The 26,213-nt window shown below is 60.1% G+C and carries 17 protein-coding genes; 8 read left to right on the forward strand and 9 right to left on the reverse strand.

Features of this window, described 5'->3' with window-relative positions:
- The first annotated feature begins 5 nt into the window (after positions 1-5).
- Positions 6-767 (forward strand): 4Fe-4S binding protein, encoded by a 762-nt coding sequence (locus VGK27_02095; GenBank protein HEY3488896.1) that lies wholly within the window; start codon positions 6-8, stop codon positions 765-767.
- On the opposite strand, the gene selD is transcribed toward VGK27_02095, so the two are convergent.
- Positions 760-1,821 carry a selenide, water dikinase SelD gene (selD, locus tag VGK27_02100; protein HEY3488897.1) on the reverse strand — a complete coding sequence of 354 codons (1,062 nt, stop codon included), beginning with the start codon at positions 1,819-1,821 and terminating at the stop codon, positions 760-762. The genes VGK27_02095 and selD overlap by 8 nt on opposite strands.
- A gap of 325 nt (positions 1,822-2,146) precedes the next feature.
- Between selD and VGK27_02105 the strand changes: the two genes are divergently transcribed.
- Together VGK27_02105 and VGK27_02110 are read left to right on the forward strand one after the other, a co-directional pair.
- Positions 2,147-2,455, forward strand: coding sequence for a DUF485 domain-containing protein (locus VGK27_02105; GenBank protein HEY3488898.1), 309 nt, complete (start codon positions 2,147-2,149; stop codon positions 2,453-2,455).
- A gap of 6 nt (positions 2,456-2,461) precedes the next feature.
- Positions 2,462-4,327: a sodium/solute symporter gene (locus VGK27_02110; protein ID HEY3488899.1), complete on the forward strand. Its 1,866-nt coding sequence runs from the start codon at positions 2,462-2,464 to the stop codon at positions 4,325-4,327.
- A 647-nt stretch (positions 4,328-4,974) separates the two neighbouring features.
- Here the strand turns inward: VGK27_02110 and VGK27_02115 are convergent.
- From VGK27_02115 to VGK27_02130, 4 genes are read right to left on the reverse strand one after another with little or no spacing between them, the layout of a single operon-like run.
- Positions 4,975-5,688, reverse strand: coding sequence for a 3'-5' exonuclease (locus VGK27_02115; protein HEY3488900.1), 714 nt, complete (start codon positions 5,686-5,688; stop codon positions 4,975-4,977).
- An 11-nt stretch (positions 5,689-5,699) separates the two neighbouring features.
- Positions 5,700-7,601: a DUF294 nucleotidyltransferase-like domain-containing protein gene (locus VGK27_02120; protein ID HEY3488901.1), complete on the reverse strand. Its 1,902-nt coding sequence runs from the start codon at positions 7,599-7,601 to the stop codon at positions 5,700-5,702.
- Between the two features lie 53 nt (positions 7,602-7,654).
- Positions 7,655-8,245, reverse strand: coding sequence for a GTPase domain-containing protein (locus VGK27_02125; protein ID HEY3488902.1), 591 nt, complete (start codon positions 8,243-8,245; stop codon positions 7,655-7,657).
- On the reverse strand, positions 8,245-8,727 hold the full coding sequence (locus VGK27_02130) for a roadblock/LC7 domain-containing protein (GenBank protein HEY3488903.1): 483 nt from the start codon (positions 8,725-8,727) through the stop codon (positions 8,245-8,247). Before VGK27_02130 ends, VGK27_02125 begins: the two co-directional genes overlap by 1 nt.
- Positions 8,728-8,811: 84 nt before the next feature.
- Here VGK27_02130 and VGK27_02135 point away from each other — a divergent pair, with 84 nt between their 5' ends.
- The 5 genes from VGK27_02135 (at position 8,812) to VGK27_02155 (ending at position 13,767) form a co-directional block, all read left to right on the forward strand.
- Entirely contained in the window at positions 8,812-9,723 is a 912-nt protein-coding gene (locus VGK27_02135) for a GGDEF domain-containing protein (protein ID HEY3488904.1), read from the forward strand.
- Positions 9,720-10,856, forward strand: a complete 1,137-nt coding sequence (locus VGK27_02140; protein HEY3488905.1) for a Re/Si-specific NAD(P)(+) transhydrogenase subunit alpha — start codon at positions 9,720-9,722, stop codon at positions 10,854-10,856. The genes VGK27_02135 and VGK27_02140 overlap by 4 nt, the downstream gene beginning before the upstream one ends.
- A gap of 301 nt (positions 10,857-11,157) precedes the next feature.
- A complete protein-coding gene (locus VGK27_02145) occupies positions 11,158-11,454 on the forward strand; it encodes an NAD(P) transhydrogenase subunit alpha (GenBank protein HEY3488906.1) in 297 nt (98 codons plus the stop codon).
- Positions 11,451-12,830: an NAD(P)(+) transhydrogenase (Re/Si-specific) subunit beta gene (locus VGK27_02150; protein ID HEY3488907.1), complete on the forward strand. Its 1,380-nt coding sequence runs from the start codon at positions 11,451-11,453 to the stop codon at positions 12,828-12,830. Before VGK27_02145 ends, VGK27_02150 begins: the two co-directional genes overlap by 4 nt.
- A gap of 28 nt (positions 12,831-12,858) precedes the next feature.
- Positions 12,859-13,767, forward strand: a complete 909-nt coding sequence (locus VGK27_02155) for a pirin family protein (GenBank protein ID HEY3488908.1) — start codon at positions 12,859-12,861, stop codon at positions 13,765-13,767.
- 60 nt (positions 13,768-13,827) lie between these two features.
- Here the strand turns inward: VGK27_02155 and VGK27_02160 are convergent, their stop codons facing one another.
- From VGK27_02160 to VGK27_02175, 4 genes are all read right to left on the reverse strand, one after another.
- The gene (locus VGK27_02160) at positions 13,828-14,016 is read right to left on the reverse strand and encodes a hypothetical protein (GenBank protein HEY3488909.1); all 189 of its coding nucleotides are present in this window, start codon (positions 14,014-14,016) and stop codon (positions 13,828-13,830) included.
- Between the two features lie 88 nt (positions 14,017-14,104).
- Positions 14,105-16,534 carry a hypothetical protein gene (locus VGK27_02165; GenBank protein HEY3488910.1) on the reverse strand — a complete coding sequence of 810 codons (2,430 nt, stop codon included), beginning with the start codon at positions 16,532-16,534 and terminating at the stop codon, positions 14,105-14,107.
- A gap of 13 nt (positions 16,535-16,547) precedes the next feature.
- Positions 16,548-17,189: a hypothetical protein gene (locus VGK27_02170; protein HEY3488911.1), complete on the reverse strand. Its 642-nt coding sequence runs from the start codon at positions 17,187-17,189 to the stop codon at positions 16,548-16,550.
- Positions 17,190-17,250: 61 nt separating this feature from the next.
- Positions 17,251-26,040, reverse strand: a complete 8,790-nt coding sequence (locus VGK27_02175) for a putative Ig domain-containing protein (protein ID HEY3488912.1) — start codon at positions 26,038-26,040, stop codon at positions 17,251-17,253.
- Between the last annotated feature and the right edge of the window lie 173 nt (positions 26,041-26,213).

Here is a 26,213-nt window from a genome sequence, read left to right on the forward strand (position 1 = left end):
GCACGATGATACGCGCGATGTTGGCCCGCATCCGGCAGGGACACCGGACCACCGGCTATCCCCGGGTTCCGGCCGTCCTGCCCGAGCGGTTCCGCGGATATCCCCGGCTCGACCCCTCTCGTTGCCCGGGTGGGTGCCATGCCTGCGGAGACGCCTGCGCCTACGGCGCCATCACCCATGAAGCCGGGACGCTACGCCTCGATATGGGGAAATGCATCTTCTGCCCGGAATGCGTCGACGCCTGCCCGCACGAAGCCCTCGCGTTCGGCAACGATGCGCAGCTCTCGTCGAACACGCGGGAAGGGCTGGTCGTTTTATCGGGGGAGGAGCGGCAGAAGACCCGGGCAATGGGCGACGAGCTGATCTCGCTGTTCGGTCGCTCGATCAAGTTCCGCGAGGTCAGCGCGGGCGGATGCAACGGGTGCGAGGCCGACACCAACGTCCTGTCGACCATCGGCTGGGACCTGGGCCGGTTCGGCGTCCAGTTCGTCGCCAGCCCCCGGCATGCCGACGGACTCTGGATCACGGGACCGGTGACCGCAAATATGAAGGAGGCGGTGCGGATCGCCTACGAGGCCGTCCCTTCCCCGAAGATCGTCGTGGCATGCGGCGCCTGCGCCATCGGCGGCGGCCCGTACGCCGGTTCCCCCGAGGCATCGGACGGCATCGGCGGCCTGCTGCCGGTCGACCTCTACATCCCCGGCTGCCCGCCCCACCCGGTGACCATCCTCGACGGCCTGCTCCGCCTGCTGGGGAAAATCAGGTAACGCTTACCAGCGTCGGATCGCCCGGGCTGCGCGGCATCGTCCGGCCGATCCGCCACCCCGTCTCTCCCAGCTCAGCAAGCGTCGACAGGAGCAGGTCGGACCGCTCCTCCGGCACGAACATCAGCAGCCCCCCCGACGTCTGCGGATCCGCCAGCAGGAATTGCGTTTCCTCGGCGACCCGCTCCGAAAAACGGACCTTTCCGCCGAATCCGGCCAGCATCTCGCGCACCCCGCCCGGGATCGGCCGAAAGCCGAACCGACGATGCAGATAATCGGCCCCGGGGAAACGGCGGCCTGAAATCCTCGGCAGCGTCCGGGTCGGAAGAAGCTCCGGGACGCCGGGCAGCACGGGCACCGATCGCAGGTCGATCTCGGCCCGGAGCCCGCTGGCCTCGAGCACCTCGACCAGGTGCCCCAGCAATCCGTAGCCGGTGATGTCCGTCGCCGTGTCGATTCCCGCCTCGCGTCCTGCCTTCCCGGCGGCGGCGTTCAGCCGGAGCATCGACCGGACGGCCGCATCGGCGACCGCCTGCGACGCAATCCCCCACTTGATGCACGTCGTCACGATCCCCGTCCCGAGCGGCTTGGTCAGCACCATGGCGTCCCCCGCCTTCGCGCCGCTGTTGCGCCAGACGGCCTGCGGGTGGATGCGTCCCGTCACCGCCAGCCCGAACTTGGGCTCGGCGTCGCGCACCGTGTGGCCGCCGGCGATGCAGATGCCCGCCTCCCGCGCCTTGTCGGCTGCCCCGGCCATGACGTCGGCCAAAAGCGGAAACGTCTTTTTATCGCCGGGAAATGCCGCGATCGCTAGCGCATAAAGCGGTTCGCCCCCCATCGCGTAGATATCGGACAGGGAATTGGCCGCCGCGATGGCGCCATAGGTGTACGGATCGTCGACGATCGGCGTGAAGAAGTCGAGCGTCGACACCAGCGCCAGGTCGTCCGAAAGCCGGAAGACGGCGGCATCGTCGGCCTGCGCGTTGCCCACCAGAAGGCGCGGATCATCGGCGGGCGGCACGGCGGAAAGTATTCGGGCAAGGTCCCCCTGCCCCACTTTCGACGCTCAGCCGGCGCAGGAAGAGAGATGGGTCAAAAAGATTCGCTCCCGATCGCTCAAAATGCTTCCTCCTACGGAACATCGTTACATAGAGGGTACCACCGAACGGGACCCGTGGGGGACCCTATCGGAAAAGGCCAATGAAAACGGGATTATCTCCGCATACTGTATACAATAAAACCACGTTACTTTTCCACTTGACACCCCCCTTGCCTTCCGGTAAAAATGGTGCCATAGTTTTAAAGAGTAAAACCTCATTTCCCCGAAAGGAGGAACGGATGAACTCGAACACGCACCAACATTTCGATAGAGGAGGGAACCAATGAGCAAGAATGCCCACCAAATCCTCGAAGATCCCGAATTCCAGAAGCTGAAGTCACAGAAGGACACCATCTCGATCATTCTGACCATCCTCGAGCTGGTGCTCTACTTCGGGTTTATCGCCATCATCGCCTACAACAAGCCGTTCCTGGCGCAGAAGCTGTCACCCGACGCGGCCATGACCATCGGCATCCCGATCGCGATCGGCGTGATCATCCTGTCCTGGGTGTTGACCGGCGTCTACATCTACTGGGCGAACACCAGCTACGATGTCATGGTCAAGCGTGTAAAAGATCGGGTCGGGGGGTGACCAACTATGCAGCCTGAAGTCCAATCCGTCATCGGAACACTGAGCCCGATCGCTGTTGCCTGCTTCCTGATCTTCGTCGCGATCACGCTCGGAATCACCTACTGGGCCGCCAAGCAGACCAAGACCGCCAGCCAGTTCTACGCGGCGGGCGGCGGCATCACCGGCTTCCAGAACGGCCTCGCGCTTGCCGGCGACTACATGAGCGCGGCGTCGTTCCTCGGCATCGCCGGCCTCGTGTCCACCAAGGGCTACGACGGCCTCATCTACTCGGTGGGCTGGCTCGTCGGCTGGCCGATCGTCATGTTCCTCATCTCCGAGCCGCTGCGCAATCTCGGCAAGTACACCTTCTCCGACGTCGTCGCCTTCCGGCTGCAGCACCGCCCGATCAAGGCCGCGGCCGCCCTGGGCTCGCTGATCACGGTCATCTTCTACCTGATCGCCCAGATGGTCGGCGCCGGCACCCTTATCAAGCTGATGTTCAACCTGCCGTACGAGCTGGCGCTCGTTCTCGTCGGCACCCTGATGATCTGCTACGTCCTCTTCGGCGGCATGCTCGCCACCACCTGGGTCCAGATCATCAAGGCGTGCCTGCTGCTCGGCGGCGCCACGCTGCTGGTGTTCCTGGCCATGAGCAAGCTCGGGTTCAGCTACCCTGCGCTGTTCGACAAGGCCGCGTCCCTCTACGACACCCCCAGCCAGGGCTTCCTGGCGCCGGGCGGTCTCGTCACCAGCCCGATCGAGGCCTTCTCTCTGGGCCTCGCCCTCATGTTCGGCACCGCCGGCCTGCCGCATATCCTCATGCGCTTCTTCACCGTCCCCGACGCCAAGCAGGCGCGCAAGTCGGTGTTCGTCGCGACGGGCTTCATCGGCTACTTCTACATCCTCACGGTCACCATCGGCTTCTCCGCCGCGGTCCTTTGCGGCACGGATACCATGACCGGCAGAGACTTCATCATGTCGATCGACAAGGGCGGCAACATGGCGGCGCTCGCGCTGGCCGAAAACATCGGCGGCGGGCTGTTCCTCGGCTTCCTCGCCGCGGTCGCCTTCGCGACCATCCTCGCGGTCGTCGCCGGCCTGACGCTCTCGGGCGCCTCGGCGCTGTCGCACGACCTCTACGTCGGCGTCTTCCGCCACGGAGTCTCGAGCGAGAAGGAAGAGATGAAGGTCGCCAAGGGCGCCACGGTCTGCCTCGGCATCGTCGCAGTGCTCCTCGCGCTCGCGTTCAAGGGGCAAAACGTCGCCTTCATGGTCGGTCTCGCATTCGTCGTCGCCGCCAGCGCCAACTTCCCGGCGCTGGTCATGTCGATCATGTGGAAGCGCTTCACCACGGCCGGCGCGATCGCCAGCATCTACACCGGCCTCATCCTCGCCGTCGTCCTGATCGCCTTCTCGCCGACGGTCTACGAAGAAGTGTTCCAGGGCACCGCATCCAAGGCCGTCGTCGCCGCCAAGGCGCGCGTCGACGTGGTCGAGAAGATCGCCAAGGATCCCGCAAAGGCGCTGGCGGGCCTCCAGCCCAAGGTCGACAAGCTCCGGATCAAGGTCGCCAACCCGGCCCTCGCTCCCGACAAGCTGAAGGAAGCCCAGAAGGAGCTCAAGACCGCCGAAGGCGACATCCAGATGATCACCTCCAACGCGGTCGCCGCGGGCGTCGATGCCGCGAAGGCCAAGAAGGCCGAGGCCGACCTGGGCCTCAAGAAGGCCCCCTACAAGATGAAGAACCCGGGCGTCTACTCGATGGGCGGCGCGTTCCTCATGGGCATCCTCGTCTCCCTGTTCAAGCGTGAAGAGGAAGCCGAGATCAAGTTCGAGGCCGAGAAGGTCCGTACCTACATCGGCATCGGCGCCGAAGGAGCCGCAAGCCACTAAGCGCCGCCGCACCAACAGCAAGAAACGCCAACGGCCGGGAGGGCAACCTCCCGGCCGTTTCGTTTGCGCCCGCATCCGTATCCGTTCCCGGCTCCGCGCGCCCCGCGAGGGTGTCCTCCTCCGGGGTACGGCTTGTCGGCGCATCCCTGCGCCTCCTGCGCCTCGGGTCCACCTTGCGCCGCCATCCATGGCGGCTAAAACCGCAAGGTGGACATGCCCCCATCGGAGGTCACCCATCCCGGGGCGGCTGCGCCGGGGTTCGCATTCCGCGCGAACCACCTGCGGGGAACCTTTCCCGCAACCTCCGTTCGCCGCCCATCCATGGGCGGTTTCTCTGCCGTGCCCCTTGCTCCCGCCATCCAGGCTTCGCAAGGGGTACATGGCCGCTCAAGCGGAAAAGCTTCCCCGAAGGCTCAACCCAAGTTGCGAAATGCCGTGACGATGATCTGAGGGTACCGAGGCATCATGCTCCCGGGCATATGCCGAAGCGGGGGTCCCTGGACGGGGGCCTCTCTCGGCTCGCCGGGAGACAGGGATGCCGGAGGCGAGCCGAAGGGAGGGAGCCCCCGCGTGGCACTAGCCGGGGAGCATTGGGCCGAGCCATGGAAGTTCAAGCAAGGCGACGCCGCTCCGTGAGGATCAGGAAATCAGAAATTGGCGCGGCCGCCGGGGGAGAAGAGGTTTTCGCCCTGCATGCCCGGGTTGCCGATGCGCAGCAGGTCGTCGAGATCGCGGATGCCGAAGCCCTCGAGGATCGGGATGAAGCGCTGGAAGAGTTGCGCGGTGATGAAGGCGTCCGCCAGGGCGTCGTGCGCCCCTTCGCACGAGATCCCGAACCCCTTCGCCATGTCGTAGAGCCGAAGCCCGTTCAGGGGAGAGGAAAAGATGGGGTGCCCGGCCTGCCGGTTCCGCAGCCACCCATAGATCGAGAGCGTATCGACGACGGGATTGTGCAGGGGCCCGCCGAACAACCGCCGCGCCTCCCGGTTGAGGAAAGACAGGTCGATCGACAGGCAGTGGCCGACGAGGACGTCGTTGCCGCAGTAGCCGGTGAACGCCGCGAGCACCGAATCGATCGGCGGCTTCCCGGCAACCTGGGTCGGCGTGATGCCGTGGATGACGATGCTTTTCCCGTCGAGCGTGGCGCTCGGGCGGACGAGCTCGTAGAACGATCCGCCGATCTCGAGCCGCCCGCCGCTCATCCGGAGCGCGCCGATCGACACGATATCGTCCTTGCGCGGGTCGAGCCCCGTCAGCTCGGTGTCGACGACGACGTAGCGCGTGCCGGACACCAGCGCGGCCGTCGGCTGCGCGCCGCCCGGAGGCGCCTCCCTTCCCAGGAACCAGTCGAGGAATCCCACCTTCCCTGCCCCTAGATGATGAACGCCTTGTAGCGTTCCATCACCAGCTCCTGCACCTTGAGGATCACGCGGAAGGCGTTCTTGAGCGTCTGTTTCTCGAGGTTGGAGAGCGTTTCGAGATTGATGAAGTTGTCGATGGGCTTTCCCGCCTCGAGCTGCCGGAACTGGTTGTGGATCCGCAGGATCGTGATGAACTCGAAGGCGTACTCGAGCTCGTCGGCGTATTCGGACACGATCGTGTGCGAAGCACGGAGCGCCTTGATCCGCTCCAGCGTGGAGGAGACGCGGACCCCCTTCTCGAGCGCGAACAGGCGGGCGATGTCGACCAGCGGGGCGATCCCCTTGATCTTGAGGTTCAGCTCGTCCTTGTGCTCGCCTCCGCGCTCGACGACGACCGTGCCGAAGAAGCCGATCGGCGGCCGGTTCTTGACCAGCATGTTCGCGAGGAAGCCGAGGAAGGAGGCGTGGTCGGGCACCTCGAGGTTCAGGTGGTCGCGCAGCGATCGCGCCAGCGACTCGTCTCCGTAGAGCGGACGGAAGTCGAAGAAGATGAGCGACTTGAGCACCGCCTCGGGCGTCGGCTCGGAGACCCAGTTCGAGAAGTAGCGAAGCCACGTGGAGAGTGGCTGACACCACTCGGGATTGCTGGCCATGTAGTTGGCCGGGCACGCCTCGAAGCCGCACTGGATGAGCCCGTCACGTACGCGCCCGGCGAGCATGGTGAAATATCCGGCTGCGGCTGCGGCAAGCTCTGGGGTTTCGCAGTCGGCGTAGATGATCGCATTGTCCTGGTCGGTCCGGAACGTCTGCTCCTTGCGCCCCTCGCTGCCCAGGGCGAGCCAGCAGAACGGCACCGGGGGAGGCCCCAGCTCGGCCTCGACGATCTCGAGCACCTTCCGCACGATCCGGTCGTTGAGCTCGGAGATGATCCGGATGATGTTGGCCGCCCGGGCGCCCTCCCGCAGGAGGACGCCGATGATGTTGAGGAGCTTGCCCGAGACCGGCGCGAGCGCCTCGATGGTCTTCTGCTGCTCGATGTCCTCGGAGAACGCCAGCGGGCTGCGCCCCTGCAGGAGCATGAAGTCGTGGTTCGTGATCACGCCCTGGAGGACGCCGTCGCGCGTGACTGCGACGTGGTGGATGTTGTGCTGGAGCATCTTGAGGATGACCTCGAAGCAGTGGTCCTTGTCCTCGACCGTGACGACGAACGCGCTCATGATCGTCGTGATGGGCGAGTCGACCGGGTGCCCCTTCGCCACCACTTTCTTGCGGAGGTCGGTGTCGGTGACGATGCCCGCGGGTATGCCCTTCTCGTCGAGGACGATGACCGCGCTCTGCTTCTCGTCGACCATCCTCTGCGCCGCCTCGCGGACCGTCGCCGTCTTCTCGACCGTCGCGGCCGTCCGCGTGCAGATCTCGCCGACCTGCGTCGTGAACAGGACGTGGTCGCTGCTGCCGAGGAACAGGCTCTTGCCCTGGATCTCGCGCGAGGTCATGTCGGCATACTTGGTGAGGTGGAACTGGAGCAGATACTCCATGATGGTGGGGTTCGTGCCGAGCAGCTCGTTGAAGCGCTCCTTCGGGAGCAGGTAGCAGATCGTGTCCTGCACCGCCACGATCGTCGTCTTCTGCCGCTTGCCCATGAGAGAGACCAGTCCGAACGTCTCGCCCGGCTCCCGGTAATCGATCACGACCTCGTCCCCGCCCCCCTTTGGCCGGAGGGAGATCTTGACGACGCCCTTCTTGACGATCCGGAGCGCGTCGCTGACCGTCCCGTCCTGCTGCAGGATCACGGTTCCCTTCGGATAGAACTCGAGCGCGAGGCTGCCGGCCACCTGGCGCAGCAGGGCATCCTCGAGGAACTGGAAAGGGGGGATCTTCGACAGGAAGCGGATTGCTTCATCGACCATCATGGCATCACCCGGACGAACGCGAATTGAGATGGACTTGCCGCCCCGCGCGGGCGCTACTTTCCGCCCTTCTTGAGGTCTACCAGGATGAGGCGAATGATGGATTTGAGCGTCTCGAAGACACCGGCGCCCGTGATCGCGGCCGCCTCGAACTCGGGGACGTTCCGGTTGTTGAGCAGCGCGTGCAGCTCGGAGACGGAGGCGATATTGGGAAGGTCGCGCTTGTTGTACTGCAGCGTGAGCGGGAGCTTGTCGGGATCATACCCCTGCTCGCGCAAGTTGACGTGCAGGTTCTCGAGCGACTCGACGTTGGCGTCCATGCGCGTGAGCTGCGAATCGGCGCAGAACACGACGCCGTCGACGCCGCGTAGGATGAGCCGCCGGCTCGCGTCGTAGAACACCTGCCCCGGGACCGTGTAGAGGTGGAAGCGCGTCTTGAAGCCCCGGATCTCGCCGAGGGAAACCGGAAGAAAGTCGAAGAAGAGGGTGCGCTCGGTCTCGGTGGCGAGGGAGATCATCTTCCCGCGCGCCTCGGGGTTCATCCGCTTGAAGATGTACTGGAGGTTGGCGGTCTTCCCGCACAACCCGGGCCCGTAGTAGACGACCTTGCAGTTGATTTCGCGGGAGGAATAGTTGATGAACGACATTACTTGAAGAGGCTCTCGATGTCGGCTTCGGTCAATTCCTCGAGGGAATCGCCCTCGAGGTTGGCCTCGGACCCCGCCGCATCGGCCTGCGCGAGGATGCGCACCATCTCGTCGTTCGCCTTGCGCACCCGCAGCCGGACGAGCCCGACCGACGAGCGCTTGTCGAAGACGACGACGAGGATGAGCCGGTTGGCGATCACCGAGATGTGCATGTTGTCTTTCTCGCCCTCGTGGAAGAGGATCGAGAATTCCTTCTCGCCGATGAGGTTGGCCAGCCCCCCGGTCGCGGCGATGTTTCCGGCGGCCAGCGAGGCGATCGACGTCGAATCGAACTCGTCCGTCTCGCCCGCGGAAGCCAGCATGGACCCGTTCTTGTCGATCAGGAAGATGACCTTGGCGCAGGACTCGGCCAGGAGCCGCTTGAGCAGCGCGTGAAACGCCTCGTATTCCTTCTCGCGAAGAATGAAGTGACCCTGGGCCATAAGGAGAAAAGATATCATATAATCCCGGGGGCTTAAGCCGGAAAAGCAACGGCGGTCCGGCTTGAACTTCGATAGGATAGAGGCATGAGCTCGAACGGCGGCATCAGGTTCCCCGAAGACCCGGACGGCGGCTGGATCCACCGCGCCTTCGTCGCGATCGTCGACCGCCTCAACCGCGTGCCCGCGCCGGTCATTCTCGCGAGCGGTTATCTCTTCGTGGCAGTGCTGGGCGTCATCGACTATTTCACCTCGTCGGACCTGTCCTTCCTGATCTTCTACCTGGTCCCCGTCTTCGTCGTCACCTTCTTCGTCGGCAGCTGGGCCGGCACGATCCTGTCGGTCGCCTGCACCGCGGTCTGGTTCGGGGTCAACACCCGCGAGCTGATGGCGGACGCGGCCACGGTCATCCCCTTCTGGAACATCGCGCAGAAGCTGGCGTTTTTCTTCCTGATGACCTGGCTCCTGGGTGCCCTCAAGAAAGCCATGATGCACGTGCAGGCGCAGGCGCGGATCGACCCGCTGACGGGATTGCCGAACCGGCGCACTTTCCAGGAAGTGGCCGCCGCCGAGATCCACCGCTCCCGGCGATACAAACGGCCCTTCACATTCGCCTACATCGACCTCGACCGGTTCAAGTCCGTCAACGACACGCGGGGGCACGCGGAAGGCGACCGCCTCCTGTGCGCCGTCTCCGACACGCTCCGCGAGGCGTTGCGGGAGGTCGACCTGGCCGTGCGCCTGGGCGGCGACGAGTTCGCCCTCCTGTTGCCGGAGACCGATTACGCCTCGGCGCAGACCGCCGTGTCCAACCTCAGGGACCGGCTGATCCTGGTCATGGAAGCGCACGGATGGCCCGTCACGTTCACCATCGGGGTCGTGACCTATGAGGAGGCCGTCCACTCCGTCGACGAGATGATCGGCCTGGGCGACCAGCTGATGTACAAGGGGAAGCAGACCGGGAAGAACGTGATCATCCATCGCAGGATCGACGCATGAAGATCGTCGTCGTCCGCGAGATCGCTCCGTCGGAGCGGCGTGTCGCCCTCGTTCCCGAAAGCTGCGCCAAGCTGGTCAAGGCCGGCCTGCAGGTCGACGTCCAGGCCGGCGCAGGCGAAGCGGCCTTCTTCCCCGACGACGCCTATCGGAATTCCGGCGCAAAAATCGTCCCCGACGCCGCGTCGCTCCTGGCCTCCTCCGACCTGCTTCTCAAGGTTCAGCCTCCCGCCCTCGATCCCTCGACCGGGCTCCATGAATCCGACCTGATCCGCGAAGGGTCGATGCTCCTGGGCATGTTGCTGCCCGCGCGCCACCCCGACCTGGCGGGCAAGCTGGCCGCCCGGCGGATCACGGCGTTCGCCACTGACCGCATCCCGCGGATTTCGCGCGCCCAGTCGATGGACACCCTTTCCTCGATGGCCAACATCGCCGGCTACAAGGCGGTGCTGATCGCCGCCAACGCCCTGCCCCGCTTCTTCCCCATGCTCATGACCGCGGCGGGCACCGTGACGCCCGCTCGAGTCTTCGTGATCGGCGCCGGGGTCGCCGGCCTGCAGGCCGTCGCAACGGCGCGGCGCCTGGGCGCCGTCGTCGAAGCCACCGACACCCGCCCCGTCGCGAAAGAGCAGGTCGAAAGCCTCGGCGCGCGCTTCGTCGGCGTCGAGGCGGGCGCCGAGGCGCAGGATGCGGGCGGCTATGCCCGCGAGTTGTCGCCCGAGTTCTACCGGCGGCAAGGCGAGTTGATCGCCGAGCGGTGCGCCGCGGCCGACGTCGTCATCACCACGGCGCTGATCGGGGGCGTCAAGGCGCCGTGCCTGATCACCGCCGACATGGTGGCCGGGATGAAGCCCGGCTCGGTGGTCGTCGACCTCGCGGCCGAGGGGGGCGGCAACTGCGCGCTCACCCGCCCGGGCGAGACGGTCGTCAGGAACGGCGTCACGATTTTCGGTCCGGCGAACCTGCCCTCCGAATTGCCGTGGCACGCGAGCACCCTCTACTCCCGGAACCTCGCGGCGTTCGTCCTGGCGTTCTGGAGGGACGGCGCGTTCAACCTCGACCTCGAAGACGAGATCCTCCGGTCCGCGACGATCACCCACAACGGCAAGGTGCTGCTCCCTGGAGGCGACAGGTGATCGGGCGGAATCTTTCCTCGGGAACGATTCATCCCTCCCGGCGCATCGACTCGACGGCACATGACCAAACGCGATTTCCGGGGCGCAATTGCCCGGCCCCCTCCGTATCACCGGCGCGCAGCGGCTTGGGTGTCCTCGGACGGGGGCCTATGCTCCGAGCGGGTGTAGCCGCCAGGGATGGCGGCGCGAGGGGTATGGAGTCGCAGCGATGCCATGGATGGCTGAGCAAGACGTCCCCCGGGAGGGGATACCCGAGACGCGGAGTCGAAGGTGTCCAACTAATCCGGGAGGAACGCCCGACATGATCGCCGACCTCGAGACCGGATTGTACGTGTTCGTGCTCGCGACGTTCCTCGGGCTCGAGGTGATCCGCCGGGTGTCGCCGCTGCTGCACACGCCGCTCATGTCGCTGACCAACGCGATCTCGGCGATCACGATCGTGGGATCGATCCTCGTGGCGGGCAAGCAGGAAACGACGCTGTCGACCGTGCTCGGCACGCTGGCGGTCACCTGCTCGGCGATCAACCTCGTCGGCGGCTACCTCATCACATGGCGGATGCTCCGGATGTTCCGGAGAAGCGGGAAGGCGCCGAAATGATCGACCGCGCCCTTCCGCTCGTCTACCTCGCCGCCGCCGCTTCCTTCATCCTCGCGCTCAAATGGCTTTCGGCGGTGCCGACGGCGCGCCGCGGCGTGCTCGTCGGCGCGGGCGGCATGCTGCTGGCGGTCGGCGCGACGCTGCTCGAACCGGCGATCGTCGGCTACCGGTACATCGCGATCGCCTTCGCGGTCGGCGCCGCGATCGGCATCCCGATGGCGATGATGCCGATGACCGCCGTCCCGCAGCGGACGGCGCTATCGCACGCCTTCGGCGCCCTCGCCGCAGCGCTCGTCGGAACCGCCGAATTCTACCTGCGCGCGCCGGGCATCGGCCGCTTCGCGATGGGCGCCCTCGCGCTCGAGGTGTTGCTCGGAAGCCTCACCGTGACCGCGTCGCTGATGGCGTTCGGGAAATTGCAGGAGCTGCTGCCGACCCGCCCGATCGTCTGGCGCGGGCAGAACTGGCTCAACCTCTCGATCTTCGCGCTGGCCGCAGGCCTCGGCGTTTGGCTGGTGGCGCACCCGGAGGCGGCTTTATTGTTCCCCGCTTTCATCGGCCTCTCCCTGCTCTTCGGCATCCTCCTCATCCTGCCGATCGGCGGCGCCGACATGCCGACGGTGATCTCGCTGCTCAACGCCTACGCGGGGCTCTCCGCCGCGGCGATGGGATTCGTCCTGAACAACAAGCTGCTCATCGTCGCGGGATCGCTCGACGGCTCCTCGGGCCTCGTCCTGTCGATCATCATGTGCCGGGCGATGAACCGGTCGTTCGCCAACGTGCTGTTCGGCGGCTTCGGGCAGATCCGGGCGGCGAAGGCCGGGGTCGAGACGCGCATCGCGCGCAGCGCCGCTCCCGAGGACGCGGCCGAGATCCTCAAGGCGGCCGCCCGCGTCGTCGTGGTGCCCGGCTACGGCATGGCGGTGGCGCAGGCGCAGCACAAGGTGCGCGAGCTCTACGATCTCCTGACGAAGGCGGGCGTCACGGTCACCTTCGCGATCCACCCCGTCGCGGGCCGGATGCCGGGCCACATGAACGTGCTGCTCGCCGAGGCCAACATCCCCTACGACCGGCTGCTCGAGATGGACGACGCCAATGCCGAGCTTCCGCAGGCCGATGTCGCCCTCGTCCTCGGCGCCAACGACGTCACCAACCCCGCCGCGCGCACCGACAAGACAAGCCCGATCTACGGCATGCCGATCCTCGACGTCGACAAGGCGCGCACCGTGCTCGTGGTCAAGCGCGGCATGAGCCCCGGCTTCGCGGGGATCGACAACCCGCTCTACTATCTCGACAACACGTTGATGGTCTTCGGCGACGCCAAGGCGGTGGTCGGCGACATCGTCAAGGCGCTGGCCGGGGATGCCGGCCGCTGATATCCCGGGAACAAGGAGGAGGCAGACGATGACGACGATTCGCAGGATCGCGAAGGTCTGGAAAAGCAAGCCCACCATCGAGGGCGCGGGCGTTCATCTGAGGCGGGCGTTCGGCAACGAACAGGTGCCGCAGCTCGACCCGTTCCTTCTGCTCGACGACTTTCGGGGGGACGACCCCTCGAAATTCCTCCCGGGATTCCCGTGGCACCCGCACCGGGGCATCGAGACGATCACCTACGTGCTCGAGGGGAACGTCGAGCACGGCGACAGCATGGGCAACAAGGGCAACATCGCGCCCGGCGACGTCCAGTGGATGACGGCCGGCAGCGGCATCATCCATCAGGAGATGCCCAAGGGTAACGCACAAGGTCGGATGGGCGGATTTCAGCTCTGGGCCAACCTCCCGCGCGCCCACAAGATGATGGATCCGCGCTACCGGGGGATCACGAAGGCCGAGATCCCCGAGGCGGTTCTCGACGGGGGCGTCCGGGTGAAGGTGATCGCCGGGAAGATCGACGGCGTCCAGGGGCCCGTCCGGGACATCGTCACCGACCCCGAGTATCTCGACGTGTCCGTGCCCGGAGGCGCGACCTTCCGCCACGGCGTCAAGCGGGGGCACACCGTACTGGCCTACGTGATCGAGGGGGAAGGGTATTTCGACCCGGGCCGGGATCCTTACGACCGCGAGGCCGAGGGAGCCAACTGGTCGGATATGGAGCGAAAATGCCGCTGCGGGAACGGAACGCTGGTCCTATATGACGACGGCGACGAGATCGTCGTGACGGCCGACCAGGGACCGGTCCGCTTCCTGCTCGTCTCTGGAAAGCCGATCAGGGAGCCGGTGGCGTGGTATGGCCCGATCGTCATGAACACGCGGGAGGAACTGCGCGTCGCGTTCGAGGAGTTCTCGAACGGAACCTTCATCAAGCACAAGTGACGCACCGCCGCTGAATCCCCCCACCCGGAGCCCCGGCGTGCGATTGCGCCGGGGTCTTCCCTAGGAGGCCTTCCGAATCTGGCCGCCGAGGCGGTCCAGGATGCCTTCCAGGACGGCCTCTCCCCGCTTGAGCTCCTTGCGGGCCGTCCGGCTGTCGGTCCGGCCGATCTCGTGGATCAGGCGGGCCAGATCGTCGGTGAGGATGTCCCTCAGCAGTTCCACTTCGTGGTCGTACAGGTGAAGTTCCATGGCGTCCTCCTACCTCATTCGACGACGCGGGGGACAGGATCGTTTCTTCGGTCCGGGGGCACTGGAGTGTTGTTATTAACCCTTTTCCCTATTGCCCCGCGGGAGGCAAGACCGTGATGTCGCAAATGGAATTTACCGGATACGGTGCTTTCATAAATATGACTTCCGCCCCGCTCCACATCCGGTTGCCGCGAAGGATCGGAACCGGGTAGAAGAAACGGGTTTCGTCGTCAGCCAGCAACTGGTTTTTTATCGCGGTTCCGTCGTTGATGACACTGGGGCTGACACTGTATTTGAAAGCATAATCGGTCAGGATATAGCCGATCCGTCGATGGACTCCCGGCCCCAACAGGTTGGTATCGAAGAATGCGTAATTTGTCGGAGAGACTGGCTTCGGGTCCGTTACCGTCGAGACCGTGTAGTGATAGTTTGCAACAGTTTCCGGTTGGATGTCGACAGTTGCATTACGACCTGTGGCATCGAAGGCTGCCTGCGATCCTGAGTCGTACCACTGGCCAAATATGCAGATTTTGTCCGTATTGTTCAGGATATCCACCGGCGTCGGTTCCGAAATATCGCGGCGTCCGACAGCTAGCCATTTTGTTGCCGGATCGGTCGCACGGCGGTAGACCAAGTTGATGTAAACATCAGTTGCGTAAACCGGAATGGATAGTTCCGATAGATCGAATTGCAACTCGACCGATTGACCCCACGGCAAACTTTTTACCCCATTCTTTTCCGGCACCCGGAAATAGTAGGTCGATGCATCTGTCGGAAGGGTGTCCACGACCGGGGAAGCAAATGGATCGCTGGTCGCCTCGCGGTATTCCACCTCCAATTCGATAATCCCGTTCGGATCGACAAGGCCTCCGGGGATATTCGTCTTCGCGGCCAGTGTAAAGTTCGTGAAAATATTATCTGTAGCAATTGCGTAAACTCCGTTGGTCGGGGGAGAAATGTCGATATTGGTACCTAAGGTAGTCGCTATAGCATTTCCGACCGCCACAGCCGTGCCCTCGTTCCCGAGATATCCCTTGTAGACCAGTTGAAGGGTGACATCAGAGATACGAAACGGGAGCGGATTAGAGGAAAGGTCAAACGTTAAGGGTAAGGGATTGAGATTTGCGCCAGGGATGCTCGTCAGGTAAGGCAGTTGATAGACCCGGTACTGATAGTCGCCGGGAACGTAGCCGATCGTTCCATCCGGATTTTCCTGCAACTCGTGGTAGCGGACAACCAGATAAACATCCCCCCATGGCATTGCGTCTCCGTTTGAAGTCGTGTTTCTGGCTGTCACGCTGATACTTCGAAAGGAGGAAGTTTCCGGGACATACTGAACATCGATAGTGCCACGAAAGAAGTAACCAAGAAGTTGTGACGAATAAGCGATGGCTCTGGGTATAAGTACCTTAGCATAGTCATCATATACTCTATTGTCTAGATTATATTTCCAACTGCCAGGCTTGCCAACAAGTTTAGGATGGGGTGCCACGTAAGACTTGGCGGCCAATTTGTTGCTCTGCCCATTTATGTATACGTAATATGCATTGTCTATCTTGCCGTACCTGTTTGCAACCGGTTCTGCTCTTTCATATACATTGGATATATCCGGATAATTGAAAACAGATGACAATAGTGAACGATTACTATAGAAATTGGCATTGGAGAATTCTGAAAGCCCAACAGTATTAGATAGGGTGATCTCCGAATTATTCCCCGTATATTGATCCGCATCAAATAGACTTGCGATACCGTTGATAGTACCGGCAAAATATTGAGAATCTGCGGGGGAAAATTGAAGAGCTTTCGTAGCATTTGTTATTTTAGATGAAACGAAATCTTCATAATCGTGCGAATAAGGAGGATGAAAAGTATTCCGGGTATGATCCGGCACTGACATGTCTTCCAGAAGATGCATCACTTGGCCCAAGCCTTGAAAAGTGTAGGCAAAGTTAATGTCTCTGACTCCTTTATCTGTCGATATTAGGCCTGTAAAAAAATACTGGCGTGTTTTGGACCAGGACCAATCACCCCCTGGATTCAGGTCTAGAACATCATAATGTATTGGTCCCCAATTCAGATTATATATGAAATCTGAATTCTGCGGCCCTTGCGCCCAACGAATCGCGGATACAGGACAATGGCCTACGTCGCAAAACGAGAACCAGTCCGTAAAACCAGCATTGTCCAATGATGGTGGAATTGGATTGTGAAAATGATTCCGCGAACGTCTATAGGGAGGCCAACCTCCAACAAACGTGTCTGGCGGGTAGTCTTCCTCGCGGCCACCCTTTTTTAGCCAATCCTCAACCCGAACATTATTTAGTTGTTGTTTTACCCCGTCGCCAAACCCGAAACGGTCGCGCAAACAGTTATCCAAGGAAAATCCACCCAATGAGTTTTGGGCGATGTATTGATTTAAAAACTCATGCGTACCCATATTTAAAGCCATACATAACGACGTATTCAGCGATAACGACCAAAATAGAATGCACATAATTATTTTTTTTATAGGCATATGGATCGGCCCCCTATTTTTTCGGCAATTGGCTTTCTTCTTCCAGAAGGTATTTATTTAAAATTGGCGTCTTGTATCGGTATTTTTCATCAATCACCACTGCCGTCTCCCTTAGAATTTCTCCCCTCGTCCTCGTCTTAAGCCTAGGAAGTTTTATGACTCCAAAAACTACCTTGTAATATTTTTCTGTTGATCCAATTTTGCCCATATTGGGGTCCAACAAAACATTATCTTCTTTACCGAAACTTTCAGAAAAAAACCGCTCATGTTCGTCGCCACTAATGCCTGCATCCGACGAAAAGTTTCCCGGACGGAATTCATCCATATAACCCGGTTTGTTGAAGATAAACCTTACATAACTATTTATTGAAAACGGATCAATTATCGTCGTATAAGAAGGAATATAAAAAATACCATCCTTATCCGTAAACGTTTCCCTGACTTCAATCGTTTGGGTGATAGGCTCGAATCCTGCCGCTATCGTTTTTTGATATATAGCGACAACGGCGACCCCTTCCAGGGGCGCGTTTGTTTCCGCGTCAAAGATTTTTCCCTTGAAGGCGGGCTTGTGGTAATAGAGCCACGCATGCGACGGAACCGCCGCTATCAACATCAGGATCAGGAAAACGCCGAAGGCGGCTGCTCCACTTCGCATCTGGACTCCTTGTGGTGTGCCTATAACACTACGCGGGCAGCCCTTCGACTGCTCCGCCTATTTAGAACTGCTGGATCTTCCATACTCCGTCAGTGTAGTCTTTCACAATATATATGTAATAGGTCATCAAACTACCATTCTCCATCCTCCTGATTGCATATTCCGCCACATTGTTCTCTAGGGAGATCAGTTCGATATCCTGCATGTCTAGGGCGAATTGCGGCAGACTTTCTCCAATCGCCGTGAAAATATCCGTATATCGCCCCAGGCTATCGGTCACGAAAAAGCTTGCCGCCTTCATCGGATCGCTCAACGTCATCGCGGCCTTCATTCCATCCCACTTGCCGCGGAGCCGGGAATCCATCTGGAACGTCGAATACACCACGACGGTGATCGTGTCGCTATGCGGCTGTCCGTCCGGCCCCATTGCACTAGCGGTGACGGTGTAAGTTCCCTCCGCCGGGAGCAAGGCGCTGTATTCGCCTGAACTCCCGCCAGCGATCACCGGCACGGGAACCGGTCCCGAGACGTTGAAGGAACAGGCGTTGACGCTGAAGGAACCGTCCAGCGTCAACGTGACGTTTAGCGGCGCAAGACCCGACTGAGTGCTCGCCTTGATCCTGATGTAGTCTCCTTGCGTTGCGCTTACGTTGACCGTAGCGGTGGCCCTCAGGGCGATATTGTCGGACGCGATAATCTCGATAGTATTCGCCCCTGGCTGCAACGGCACATGGCTGGCGGTGAAGCGAGTGCCAACGATCGTGGCCGGCGTGCCGCCGATCATGACTCCCGTGTCGGCACCGGTGGAATTGATGACGGTCCCTGAAACGGTCACATCAGGCCCTACCACAGCAGAGTTGTCCGCGGGGGAATCGACCACAAGGTCGAGGGTGGGCGCCACGCCGCTGATGCTCCCCTTGCCCTGCGTCAGCTCCGCAAACCGGCCCGCGAACGCCTTGCGCAGCGTCTCGAGTGCCTGCACGCCGGCCACGGTGTTGTCTTCAGGTCGGGTCAGCAGGACAAACCCCACGTTGAACTGTTTCTGGGAAGTGGCCGCGCTCGGGATCCGGCCCCCTTCGGCCGCGATGATGTCGTCGATCGTGACGGTCTTCGCCGTGCCGGTCACCACGGCGCCCGGCTGCGGCAGGCGGGTCGGGTCGATGGCCGCGTTGTCGATCAGCAGCATCGGCGGCACCTGCTCCCTCGGAATCATCCCCATCAGGTACAGATCGAGCGAGCTGTAAACACTCATCGCGCCGGTAGACAGGAACGTGTTGTCCTTGTTGTCGCGCCATACATTGCCATACAGAAGCGATCCTTTGGTGTCGAACAGGTAACTCCAGTGCGTGTTATCCTTGCCGAGCAGTCCGGTGCTCAGGGGCCCGCCACCAACCGGCTGATAGCGGACATAGGCCCCAAAGCGGTGCATCAGCTCGTGGCTGACGACCGTTAAAGTTTCATCGAGTTTTGGCCCATAGGGCGCACCGGCCAATGCGGTTGCATTCCCGACCTCGATGATCCCCTGCAGTTTCCCGGGGCTCCCGTAAAAGACTGTGTTGTTGAAAGTCGGAAGGCCGATCCCCTGCGTGTCGTTCTTGACATCCAGGTAGAACCCTTTTGCCTCGGCCTCCGGCATGCCATAGTCGAAAGTTGAAAACACAACAAGAAAATCCTTGTCGCCTCGCGTCGAGAAATACTGTCGCGCGATGTCCTGGCGCGGAACATCGTTGATCGTGCCGTTGGGGTTTTTTGCATCGTAATTCCCCGCGAATTCCATCACCGCGACGTTGCCTGAATCGCCCAGGTCGAGGATCGTGGACTGCGTCCGGAACGTGCTGTCCGCGGTTGCGGAAGCGGCGCCGTAGGCGGTCGTGGATTTCACCTGGAAATGGTAGGTGGTCACCGGGGAAAGACCGGAAAGGTTCAGGACGTGGCTTGTAACCAATGAGCCTTCGGAAACCGAGCTGCCGTAGGAAACCGTCGTACCGTGATCGACACGACTATCGGCCGGCAGGTCGGTGGTCCAGGTGATCCGGGCGGAGTTCGAGGTCAGGTTAACCACTGCAACATTGCTGATGACCGGGAGGACCGGCTGAACCGACATCAGCGACACGTTCAGCGTCGTCGCATATCCTCCGGTGATGGTTCCCGAGATTGAAGCGGTAACATATCCGGGTTTCCCGACTATCCCGGTAAAGGGACCTTCTGGAAGATCGCTGATTAAAATATCTCCGTAGTAACTCGATAATACCGCCCGGACATGTCCCCCACTGTCCGTGATCCGAATGCCCGCTTCGGCAAGCGGGAAACCACCCTGGGTGCATATGACCGTCCCGGTCAAATATCCAAGGGAAGGTCTCAGTTGAGCGTTTAGGATGGTCGTGCGGCCGGTGGTTCCAACCCCGGAGAGGTTGCCTGCAAGAAAGTGTCGGTAGGCTTCGATCGCTACGGTAAACGGTCCGGGGGCGATAGGAACCCTGAAGACCCCGTATTGATCCGTCCAACCTAATGTTGTCAGGGTGGAATTGACATCCGCATAGATCACTGCATAGGGGATTGGCAATCCGGTTACCGAATCCGATACGGTCCCCGAAAGAATGGTCGTTTGCGGAACAAGAATTGCGTCGAGCATCGTCGTCACGTCCGAAACAACGGTTCCGGAAAGGGAGCCAGGAGAATACAAGGGGTCCTGGATCGTTCCGGTGAAAGCCCCGGGCGCAATATTGGGACAGGTATACCCCCCGGCGCTATCGGTCGTGGTCAAGCACCGGGATCCTGAAGCACCCTCTATGTAAATTGAAATACTGGATAATGGGAGGCATGTGGAATTGTCCGTAACGGTTCCTACGATTCTGCCGGGCTCTACCGCCATCTTGAGATTGGCTATGACTGTTTGACCGGATATGGCGTTTCCGGAAAAAACCACGACATAGTTGCCATTCAAGGAAACGGTTCCGGTGAATGCTCCCGCCGCTAGGTCGGATACGGCATAAGCTCCATTCACGTAGGCCATCGCCGTATGCGAAACCCCGGCGGAATCCGTAACCGTAACGACAGCCGAGATTACCGGCAAGCCCGTCGTCACTTCGGTAACTGTTCCGGCCACTACCCCCCCTGGGGCAAGATCCATATTTAGGTTGGTCACCTGCCCTGGGACAGAATTGCCGGAATAGAATTTGGTCCCATATCCGGACTTCGAGATGGTAACGGTGTACGGACCATAGAGAAACTCCCGAATATAGCCATCCGGTTCGCTACGAATCTCATCACGACAACCGTAGCCGTCATCGCAAACGATCACGGACACCCAAGCAAGCCCTATACCCGTTGTCGAGTCCCTGACGACACCTGTGATGCAATCCGGAATCGCCGAATTGGAATAGACATCGACTTCGAAGGAATCCATCGCGGTCAGGCCGCTGTTGTCCGTGACAGTGAGGGTGCCCATGAATGACCCCTCTGTGGCATAGACATGTGTGGGGGATATCCCGGTGCCCTTTCTGCCATCTCCGAAATCCCATGACCAGGATGTGATGGCGCCATCGGGATCATGGGAAAGGCTCCCGTCGAAGTTTGCAATAGTCCCGACCAGACCATAATCCGCGTATCCCGCATGTGCGATCGGGATTTGACTCGATATCATGGTCGGAACGATCGTCACCGTGGTGTTGTCCGTCTTCGACGCCCCGAAATAATCCGTTACGGTTAATTTCAGGGGATAGGTTCCCGTTGATGAATATGCATGGAACGGATTTTCGGAATCCGATGTGGCGCCATCGCCGAAATCCCACAGATAGGTCACCGGGTTGCTTTCCGGATCGTTCGTGCCGGCGCTGCTGAATGCGATCGGGCTGTTGATGGCATCTTTGTAAGGCCCGTTCGAGACAACGACCGGCGCCTGATTGGTGTTTCCGCCAGCCAAGGTCGTCGTTATGTCGGCGCCCAAGATGCCGGTGTAATTATTGCTGGTCGGAACCAGACGGATCTTTACGAAACCGAATCCTCTCATCGAAGGCAAGAGGCTGCTTGCATCGATCTGGTTCCATCCCATGGAAAGATTGACGGTCAGATAGCTGCCCGTTTGAAGGGTGTTCCCATTGGGACTATAGGCATACACGCGGAAAGCTTGTGGGGAAACCGATCTTTGATCGGACACATAGACTTTCAAGAAGAGCGAGGACAATTTTGATGCGTCTATGTTCGACTGGAAGTTCATGACCGCTTGGGTCGATGCGCATATTTTCAATTCGGCAGGCGCACTGATGAGGGCCGGGTTGGAATCGGGCATCGGATTTTTTAGGTATCGAGTCAGATCGCCGGGCATTTCAATGCCATCGCAATATCCGTACGGAATGGGCAGGCCATTATTATAAGTTTTCGCGGTATTGTCGGCGCTTGTGCCCGTCGGCACCGCGAGATTTATTGCGGTAGTCAGGAAATCGATCGATAGGCCGCAGGCATCGCCGACGCCATCATGATCCAGATCCTGTTGGTCGGGATTGTATACCGTCGGGCAATTGTCCCGGCTGTCGGGGATTCCGTCATGATCCGTATCGATTCCGATTTCAATATAATTTGACTTGCTCTTTGTATAAACCCCGCCCGTAGAATCGCTGACGGTGAACCCCACAGTGTATTTCCCTGGATTCTGGTACACGAAAACCGGATTCGGGGATGTATTATCCGTCGTCCCGTCCCCGTTGAAATCCCAGGCCCTGGAAACGATCGTTCCCGGCAGGACTGAAGCGTCGGTAAATTTCGCAGAAAAAGGCGCGACCCCGAAGACGGGCGTCCCAAAAAAGGTTGACGGGTTGTATTCGTAGGCGCCGATATCCACGGCACTTGAAATAATCCTGTTGTTTCCATCATAATCTTGGGTGGGAAGATTTGGGGTCAGATTGTAACCCCTATTGATCAAAGGCGAATTCTTGCTCAGCCGATAATCATGGCCCTTCTTGTTAGCAAATATCGCATCGCTATAATTGATATTCCCAACGATGTCGACATTGGCGTATGGCCAACAACTAATTTCAGCACTGCTTATCAGGTCAATGTTGTTATTATACCCCCTTAGCACTGATCCACATATATTATACAATAGACCAAGCCCCTTGTTGCCATTCAAATAATTATCAAATAAGTCTATGGACCCATTATTATCCTCATCCACGAGTATGCCGTTTGAGGAATTTTCACTAATTGTGTTGTTTATATATTTAATTTCGTGCGCAGATACGAATACGCCATTCCCTTCGTTCCCAACAATAATATTATTTGCAACGACGACATTATCCCAACCGTTCACAATAACCGCACCAGCACGGTTATTCCTATAGGATGGATAGGTATTATTATTTCTATTGTATGTATTATAACTGATCGTGTTGTTTGACAAACTAACGCGACCATTCCCTTCTTCCTCTATGTAAACACCTGGGCAAGTCATCGTAGAGTTAGATTTATTTCCTGTGATTGTATTGCCCGACACATCGATATTTCCGAATGCAAGCAAGTGAAGCGCACTATTCGGACTTCCTTCAATCATCGTAAAAACATTATTGTCAACTCGGATATTTCCGTTTTCTGCCCATAGAAGCCTGGATAGAACCGGACCGATGAATAAACCAGTCGAGTCGGAGTATACCGTCTCGTCAAGATGTGTCCCAATATCCATTATTGTATTATTGCGAAAATTAACATCTATTTTCGTTGGCAAAATGGAAACACCGGTCACATTCACGCCGTACCCTTTCTTTACGGTAATGCCTTCAATCGTAATTGAGTTGGCTGGAGAGGGAGTATCTGATGTGTTGGTAATCTTCAGCAGCCCAGTGTTGGACATCAATGTGTTCTGGCCGTCAATGACCGTATTTATCGGATTTAGATCCCTGGTTGAACACCCATTGTCATATCCTCCGAGGATCGACAGGCCATAATCGGAGGACGAGTCATAAGTAAATGGCTGATTCCCGTTGCTGGAAATGCGGTAAATTCCTGTTTTCATCCTGATTATATTGAATTTGTTGTTCGTTTCGGAGAGGGTGAGCGCCTGCTGAAATTCCGCACTGTTTGTCACGCAATGAAGCATTGTATAGACATCCAGGACCCCATCCCGGTCGCTGTCCTGCTGACCGGGATTGGGGTTGACGGTGAGTGTAAACGCTCGACTCGCCACCAAGCTATTACTATCGGATACCCGGACGCTGAAAGTGGCGGTGCCGACCATGATCGGGATGCCGCTGATGACACCGGTGCCGGAATCAAGATTTAGACCCGCCGGCATTGTTCCCGAAGCAATGCTCCAGACATAGGGGGCCAAACCGCCCGTGGTGACGATCAGGGGCTGGTTGTAGGCCGTATTGTCGTAGCCATCGGGCAAAACGGTTGTCGTGATGGAGAAAGACGGGTTGACGGTGAGTGTCAGCGACCGGCTCGCCGCGACGCTGTTATTGTCCACGACATGAACCGTGATGGTGCTACTTCCGGAACTGGCCGGCGTGCCGCTGATGATGCCGTCGCTACTCAACTCAAGTCCGGCGGGCAGAGTTCCCGAAGTGATGCTCCAGGAATACAGGAGCTTTCCTCCGTCCGCCGTAAGGCTCTTGGTGTAAGCGCTGCCGACATAACTGTCAGGAAGGCTGGCCGTGGTAACGACAAGCGCTGTCTTCACGCTGAGGATGTACGCCTTGTTCGCCGTGACGTTGTTGTTGTCCGCCACCTGAACGGTAATTATGGCTGTTCCAGCGGAGGTCGGCGTGCCGCTGATTGCCCCGGAACCGGCACTCAGGGAAAGCCCGTCGGGAAGGTTTCCGCTGGAGACGGACCAACGATAAGGCGTCTGCCCCCCGGTAACGGACAGCGTCTGGCCATAGGCTGTTCCGGCATATCCGTCCGGCAGATTTCCGGTAGTGATGGTCATCGGGTTGACATTGATCGTGATCGAGAGCGATTTTGTCGCCGCCTTGTTGTTCGCATCCTTGACCTGCACCGTGAATGTGCTTGATCCGGTCGTCGTCGGGGTGCCGCTGATGACGCCCGCGCCGCTCAACGAAAGACCGACCGGCAGCGACCCGCTGCTGATCGCCCATGAATAGGGTGCTTTGCCCCCTGTGGCCGCCAGTGTCTGGCCATACACGATGCCGACAGTCCCTGCAGACAAGCTGGCTATCGTGACGGAAGGGGCAGCGTAGATCATCACCGTCAACGACTGTGTGGCTTTCACACTGTTGTTGTCCGCGGCCTGCGCAATAAATGTGCTGCTGCCGGCTGTCGTCGGCGTGCCGCTGAGAACACCTGCGCTACTTAAGGTGATCCCCGCGGGAAATGAACCGCTGGTTTTGGACCAGACATACGGAGCCTTGCCGCCCGTGGCCGCCAGCGCCTGGCTGTACGCGGTGCTCAGGTAACCGTCCGGAAGCGACGAGGTTGTAACCGACGGCACGGCGTAGACCGTGATCGAGAGCGACTTTGTGTTCAGTGCGCTGTTATTGTCGGCGACCTGCACCGTGAAGGTGCTCGGCCCGGCTGTCGTCGGGTTTCCGCTGATGACGCCGGCGCTGTTCAACGAAAGCCCGGCCGGCAACGTGCCGAGGGTGACGCTCCATTTGTAGGGCGTCTTCCCGCCGGTGGCCGCCAGCGTCTGACTGTAGGCGGTACCCACGTAGCCATCCGCAAGGGTGGTCGTCGAAATCGTCGGGGCTGCGCTGATGACGATCGAAAGCGCCTTCGTCCCTTTCTTGCTGTTGTTATCGGCGACCTGGACGGTGAAACTGCTTGTCGCGACCGTCGTCGGAGTGCCGCTGATGATCCCCGTCGAAACCGCAAGCGTGAGTCCGGCGGGTAACGTGCCGACAGTGACGCTCCACACGTAGGGAGCCTTGCCGCCCGTGGCCGCCAGCGTCTGGTTGTAGGCGGTACCGGTGCTTCCCGACGGCAGACTCGATGTCGTAACCGAAGGCGCCGTGTAAACGGTGATCGTCAGCGACTTCGTCGCCTTCACGCTGTTGTTGTCGGCGACCTGCACCGTGAAGTTGCTTGGTCCGGCCGTCGTCGGCGTGCCGCTGATGACGCCCGCACTGCTCAACAAAAGGCCGGGCGGCAACGTGCCGGTGGTGACGCTCCACTTATAGGGGGTCTTCCCGCCGGTGGCTGCCAGCGTCTGGCTGTAGGCGGTGGCGATGTAGCCGTCCGGAAGCGACGATGTTGCGACGGACGGCACGGCGTAGATGGTGATCGAAAGCGACTTCGTCGTCGAGGCGCTGTTGTTGTCCAGGACCTTTACCGTGAAGGTGCTCGATCCGGCCGTCGTCGGCGCCCCGCTGATGACTCCGGTGCCGGTGCCCAGGGTGAGCCCGGCGGGCAACGTGCCAGTGGTGACGCTCCACTTATAGGGGGTCTTCCCGCCGGTGGCGGCCAGCGTTTGAGCATAGGCAGTGCCGATGTAGCCGTTGTCCAATGCAACCGTATTTATGGTCAGGGGCGGGGCGTTGACGACGATCGAAAGCGCCTTGGTCGCCGTGGTATTGTTGGCGGCTTTCACCTGGACGGTAAAACTGTTGGTGCCTGCGGTGGTCGGCGTGCCGCTGATGACTCCCGCACTGCTCAGGGTAAGCCCGGCCGGCAAGGTTCCCGCCTTGATGCTCCAGGTATATGGAGTCGTGCCGCCGGTGGCCGCCAGCGTCTTGCTGTACGCGGTTCCGACGGTGCCGGCAGCCAGACTGGTGGTTGTAACGCTCAGGGTGGCGGCGTATCCCGTTCCGGAAAGGAGAATGACCGAAAGGACCATCATAAGGATGAATCCGGTTCTTTGAATCCCCGGTTTGGTACGCAGGGGCCTGAGCGAACGCGTCATTTCAACCTCCAGCAGGTATCGGAAAATGAAAGGGGATTGTCAGGATGAAGGCATAGGCCCATGTTCGCTCCGTTACGGCTTCTGCAGGTTTACGGCATCAAACCAACGACCGACGGCGAATGGGACCAAACAGCTTTTACGGAAAGGATTGGTGACGGGAGGCTATCAAATAC

Source organism: Candidatus Deferrimicrobiaceae bacterium (assembly GCA_036504035.1).
Lineage (GTDB): Bacteria > Desulfobacterota > Deferrimicrobia > Deferrimicrobiales > Deferrimicrobiaceae > JANXPS01.

Excerpts from the sequence above, each read along its gene's own strand:
- VGK27_02095 (HEY3488896.1), top strand. The coding sequence starts at position 6 with ATGATACGCGCGATGTTGGCCCGCATCCGGCAGGGACACCGGACCACC.
- VGK27_02105 (HEY3488898.1), top strand. The coding sequence starts at position 2,147 with ATGAGCAAGAATGCCCACCAAATCCTCGAAGATCCCGAATTCCAGAAG.
- VGK27_02110 (HEY3488899.1), top strand. The coding sequence starts at position 2,462 with ATGCAGCCTGAAGTCCAATCCGTCATCGGAACACTGAGCCCGATCGCT.
- VGK27_02120 (HEY3488901.1), bottom strand. The coding sequence starts at position 7,601 with ATGATGGTCGATGAAGCAATCCGCTTCCTGTCGAAGATCCCCCCTTTC.
- VGK27_02125 (HEY3488902.1), bottom strand. The coding sequence starts at position 8,245 with ATGTCGTTCATCAACTATTCCTCCCGCGAAATCAACTGCAAGGTCGTC.
- VGK27_02130 (HEY3488903.1), bottom strand. The coding sequence starts at position 8,727 with ATGGCCCAGGGTCACTTCATTCTTCGCGAGAAGGAATACGAGGCGTTT.
- VGK27_02135 (HEY3488904.1), top strand. The coding sequence starts at position 8,812 with ATGAGCTCGAACGGCGGCATCAGGTTCCCCGAAGACCCGGACGGCGGC.
- VGK27_02140 (HEY3488905.1), top strand. The coding sequence starts at position 9,720 with ATGAAGATCGTCGTCGTCCGCGAGATCGCTCCGTCGGAGCGGCGTGTC.
- VGK27_02145 (HEY3488906.1), top strand. The coding sequence starts at position 11,158 with ATGATCGCCGACCTCGAGACCGGATTGTACGTGTTCGTGCTCGCGACG.
- VGK27_02150 (HEY3488907.1), top strand. The coding sequence starts at position 11,451 with ATGATCGACCGCGCCCTTCCGCTCGTCTACCTCGCCGCCGCCGCTTCC.
- VGK27_02155 (HEY3488908.1), top strand. The coding sequence starts at position 12,859 with ATGACGACGATTCGCAGGATCGCGAAGGTCTGGAAAAGCAAGCCCACC.
- VGK27_02160 (HEY3488909.1), bottom strand. The coding sequence starts at position 14,016 with ATGGAACTTCACCTGTACGACCACGAAGTGGAACTGCTGAGGGACATC.
- VGK27_02165 (HEY3488910.1), bottom strand. The coding sequence starts at position 16,534 with ATGCCTATAAAAAAAATAATTATGTGCATTCTATTTTGGTCGTTATCG.
- VGK27_02170 (HEY3488911.1), bottom strand. The coding sequence starts at position 17,189 with ATGCGAAGTGGAGCAGCCGCCTTCGGCGTTTTCCTGATCCTGATGTTG.
- VGK27_02175 (HEY3488912.1), bottom strand. The coding sequence starts at position 26,040 with ATGACGCGTTCGCTCAGGCCCCTGCGTACCAAACCGGGGATTCAAAGA.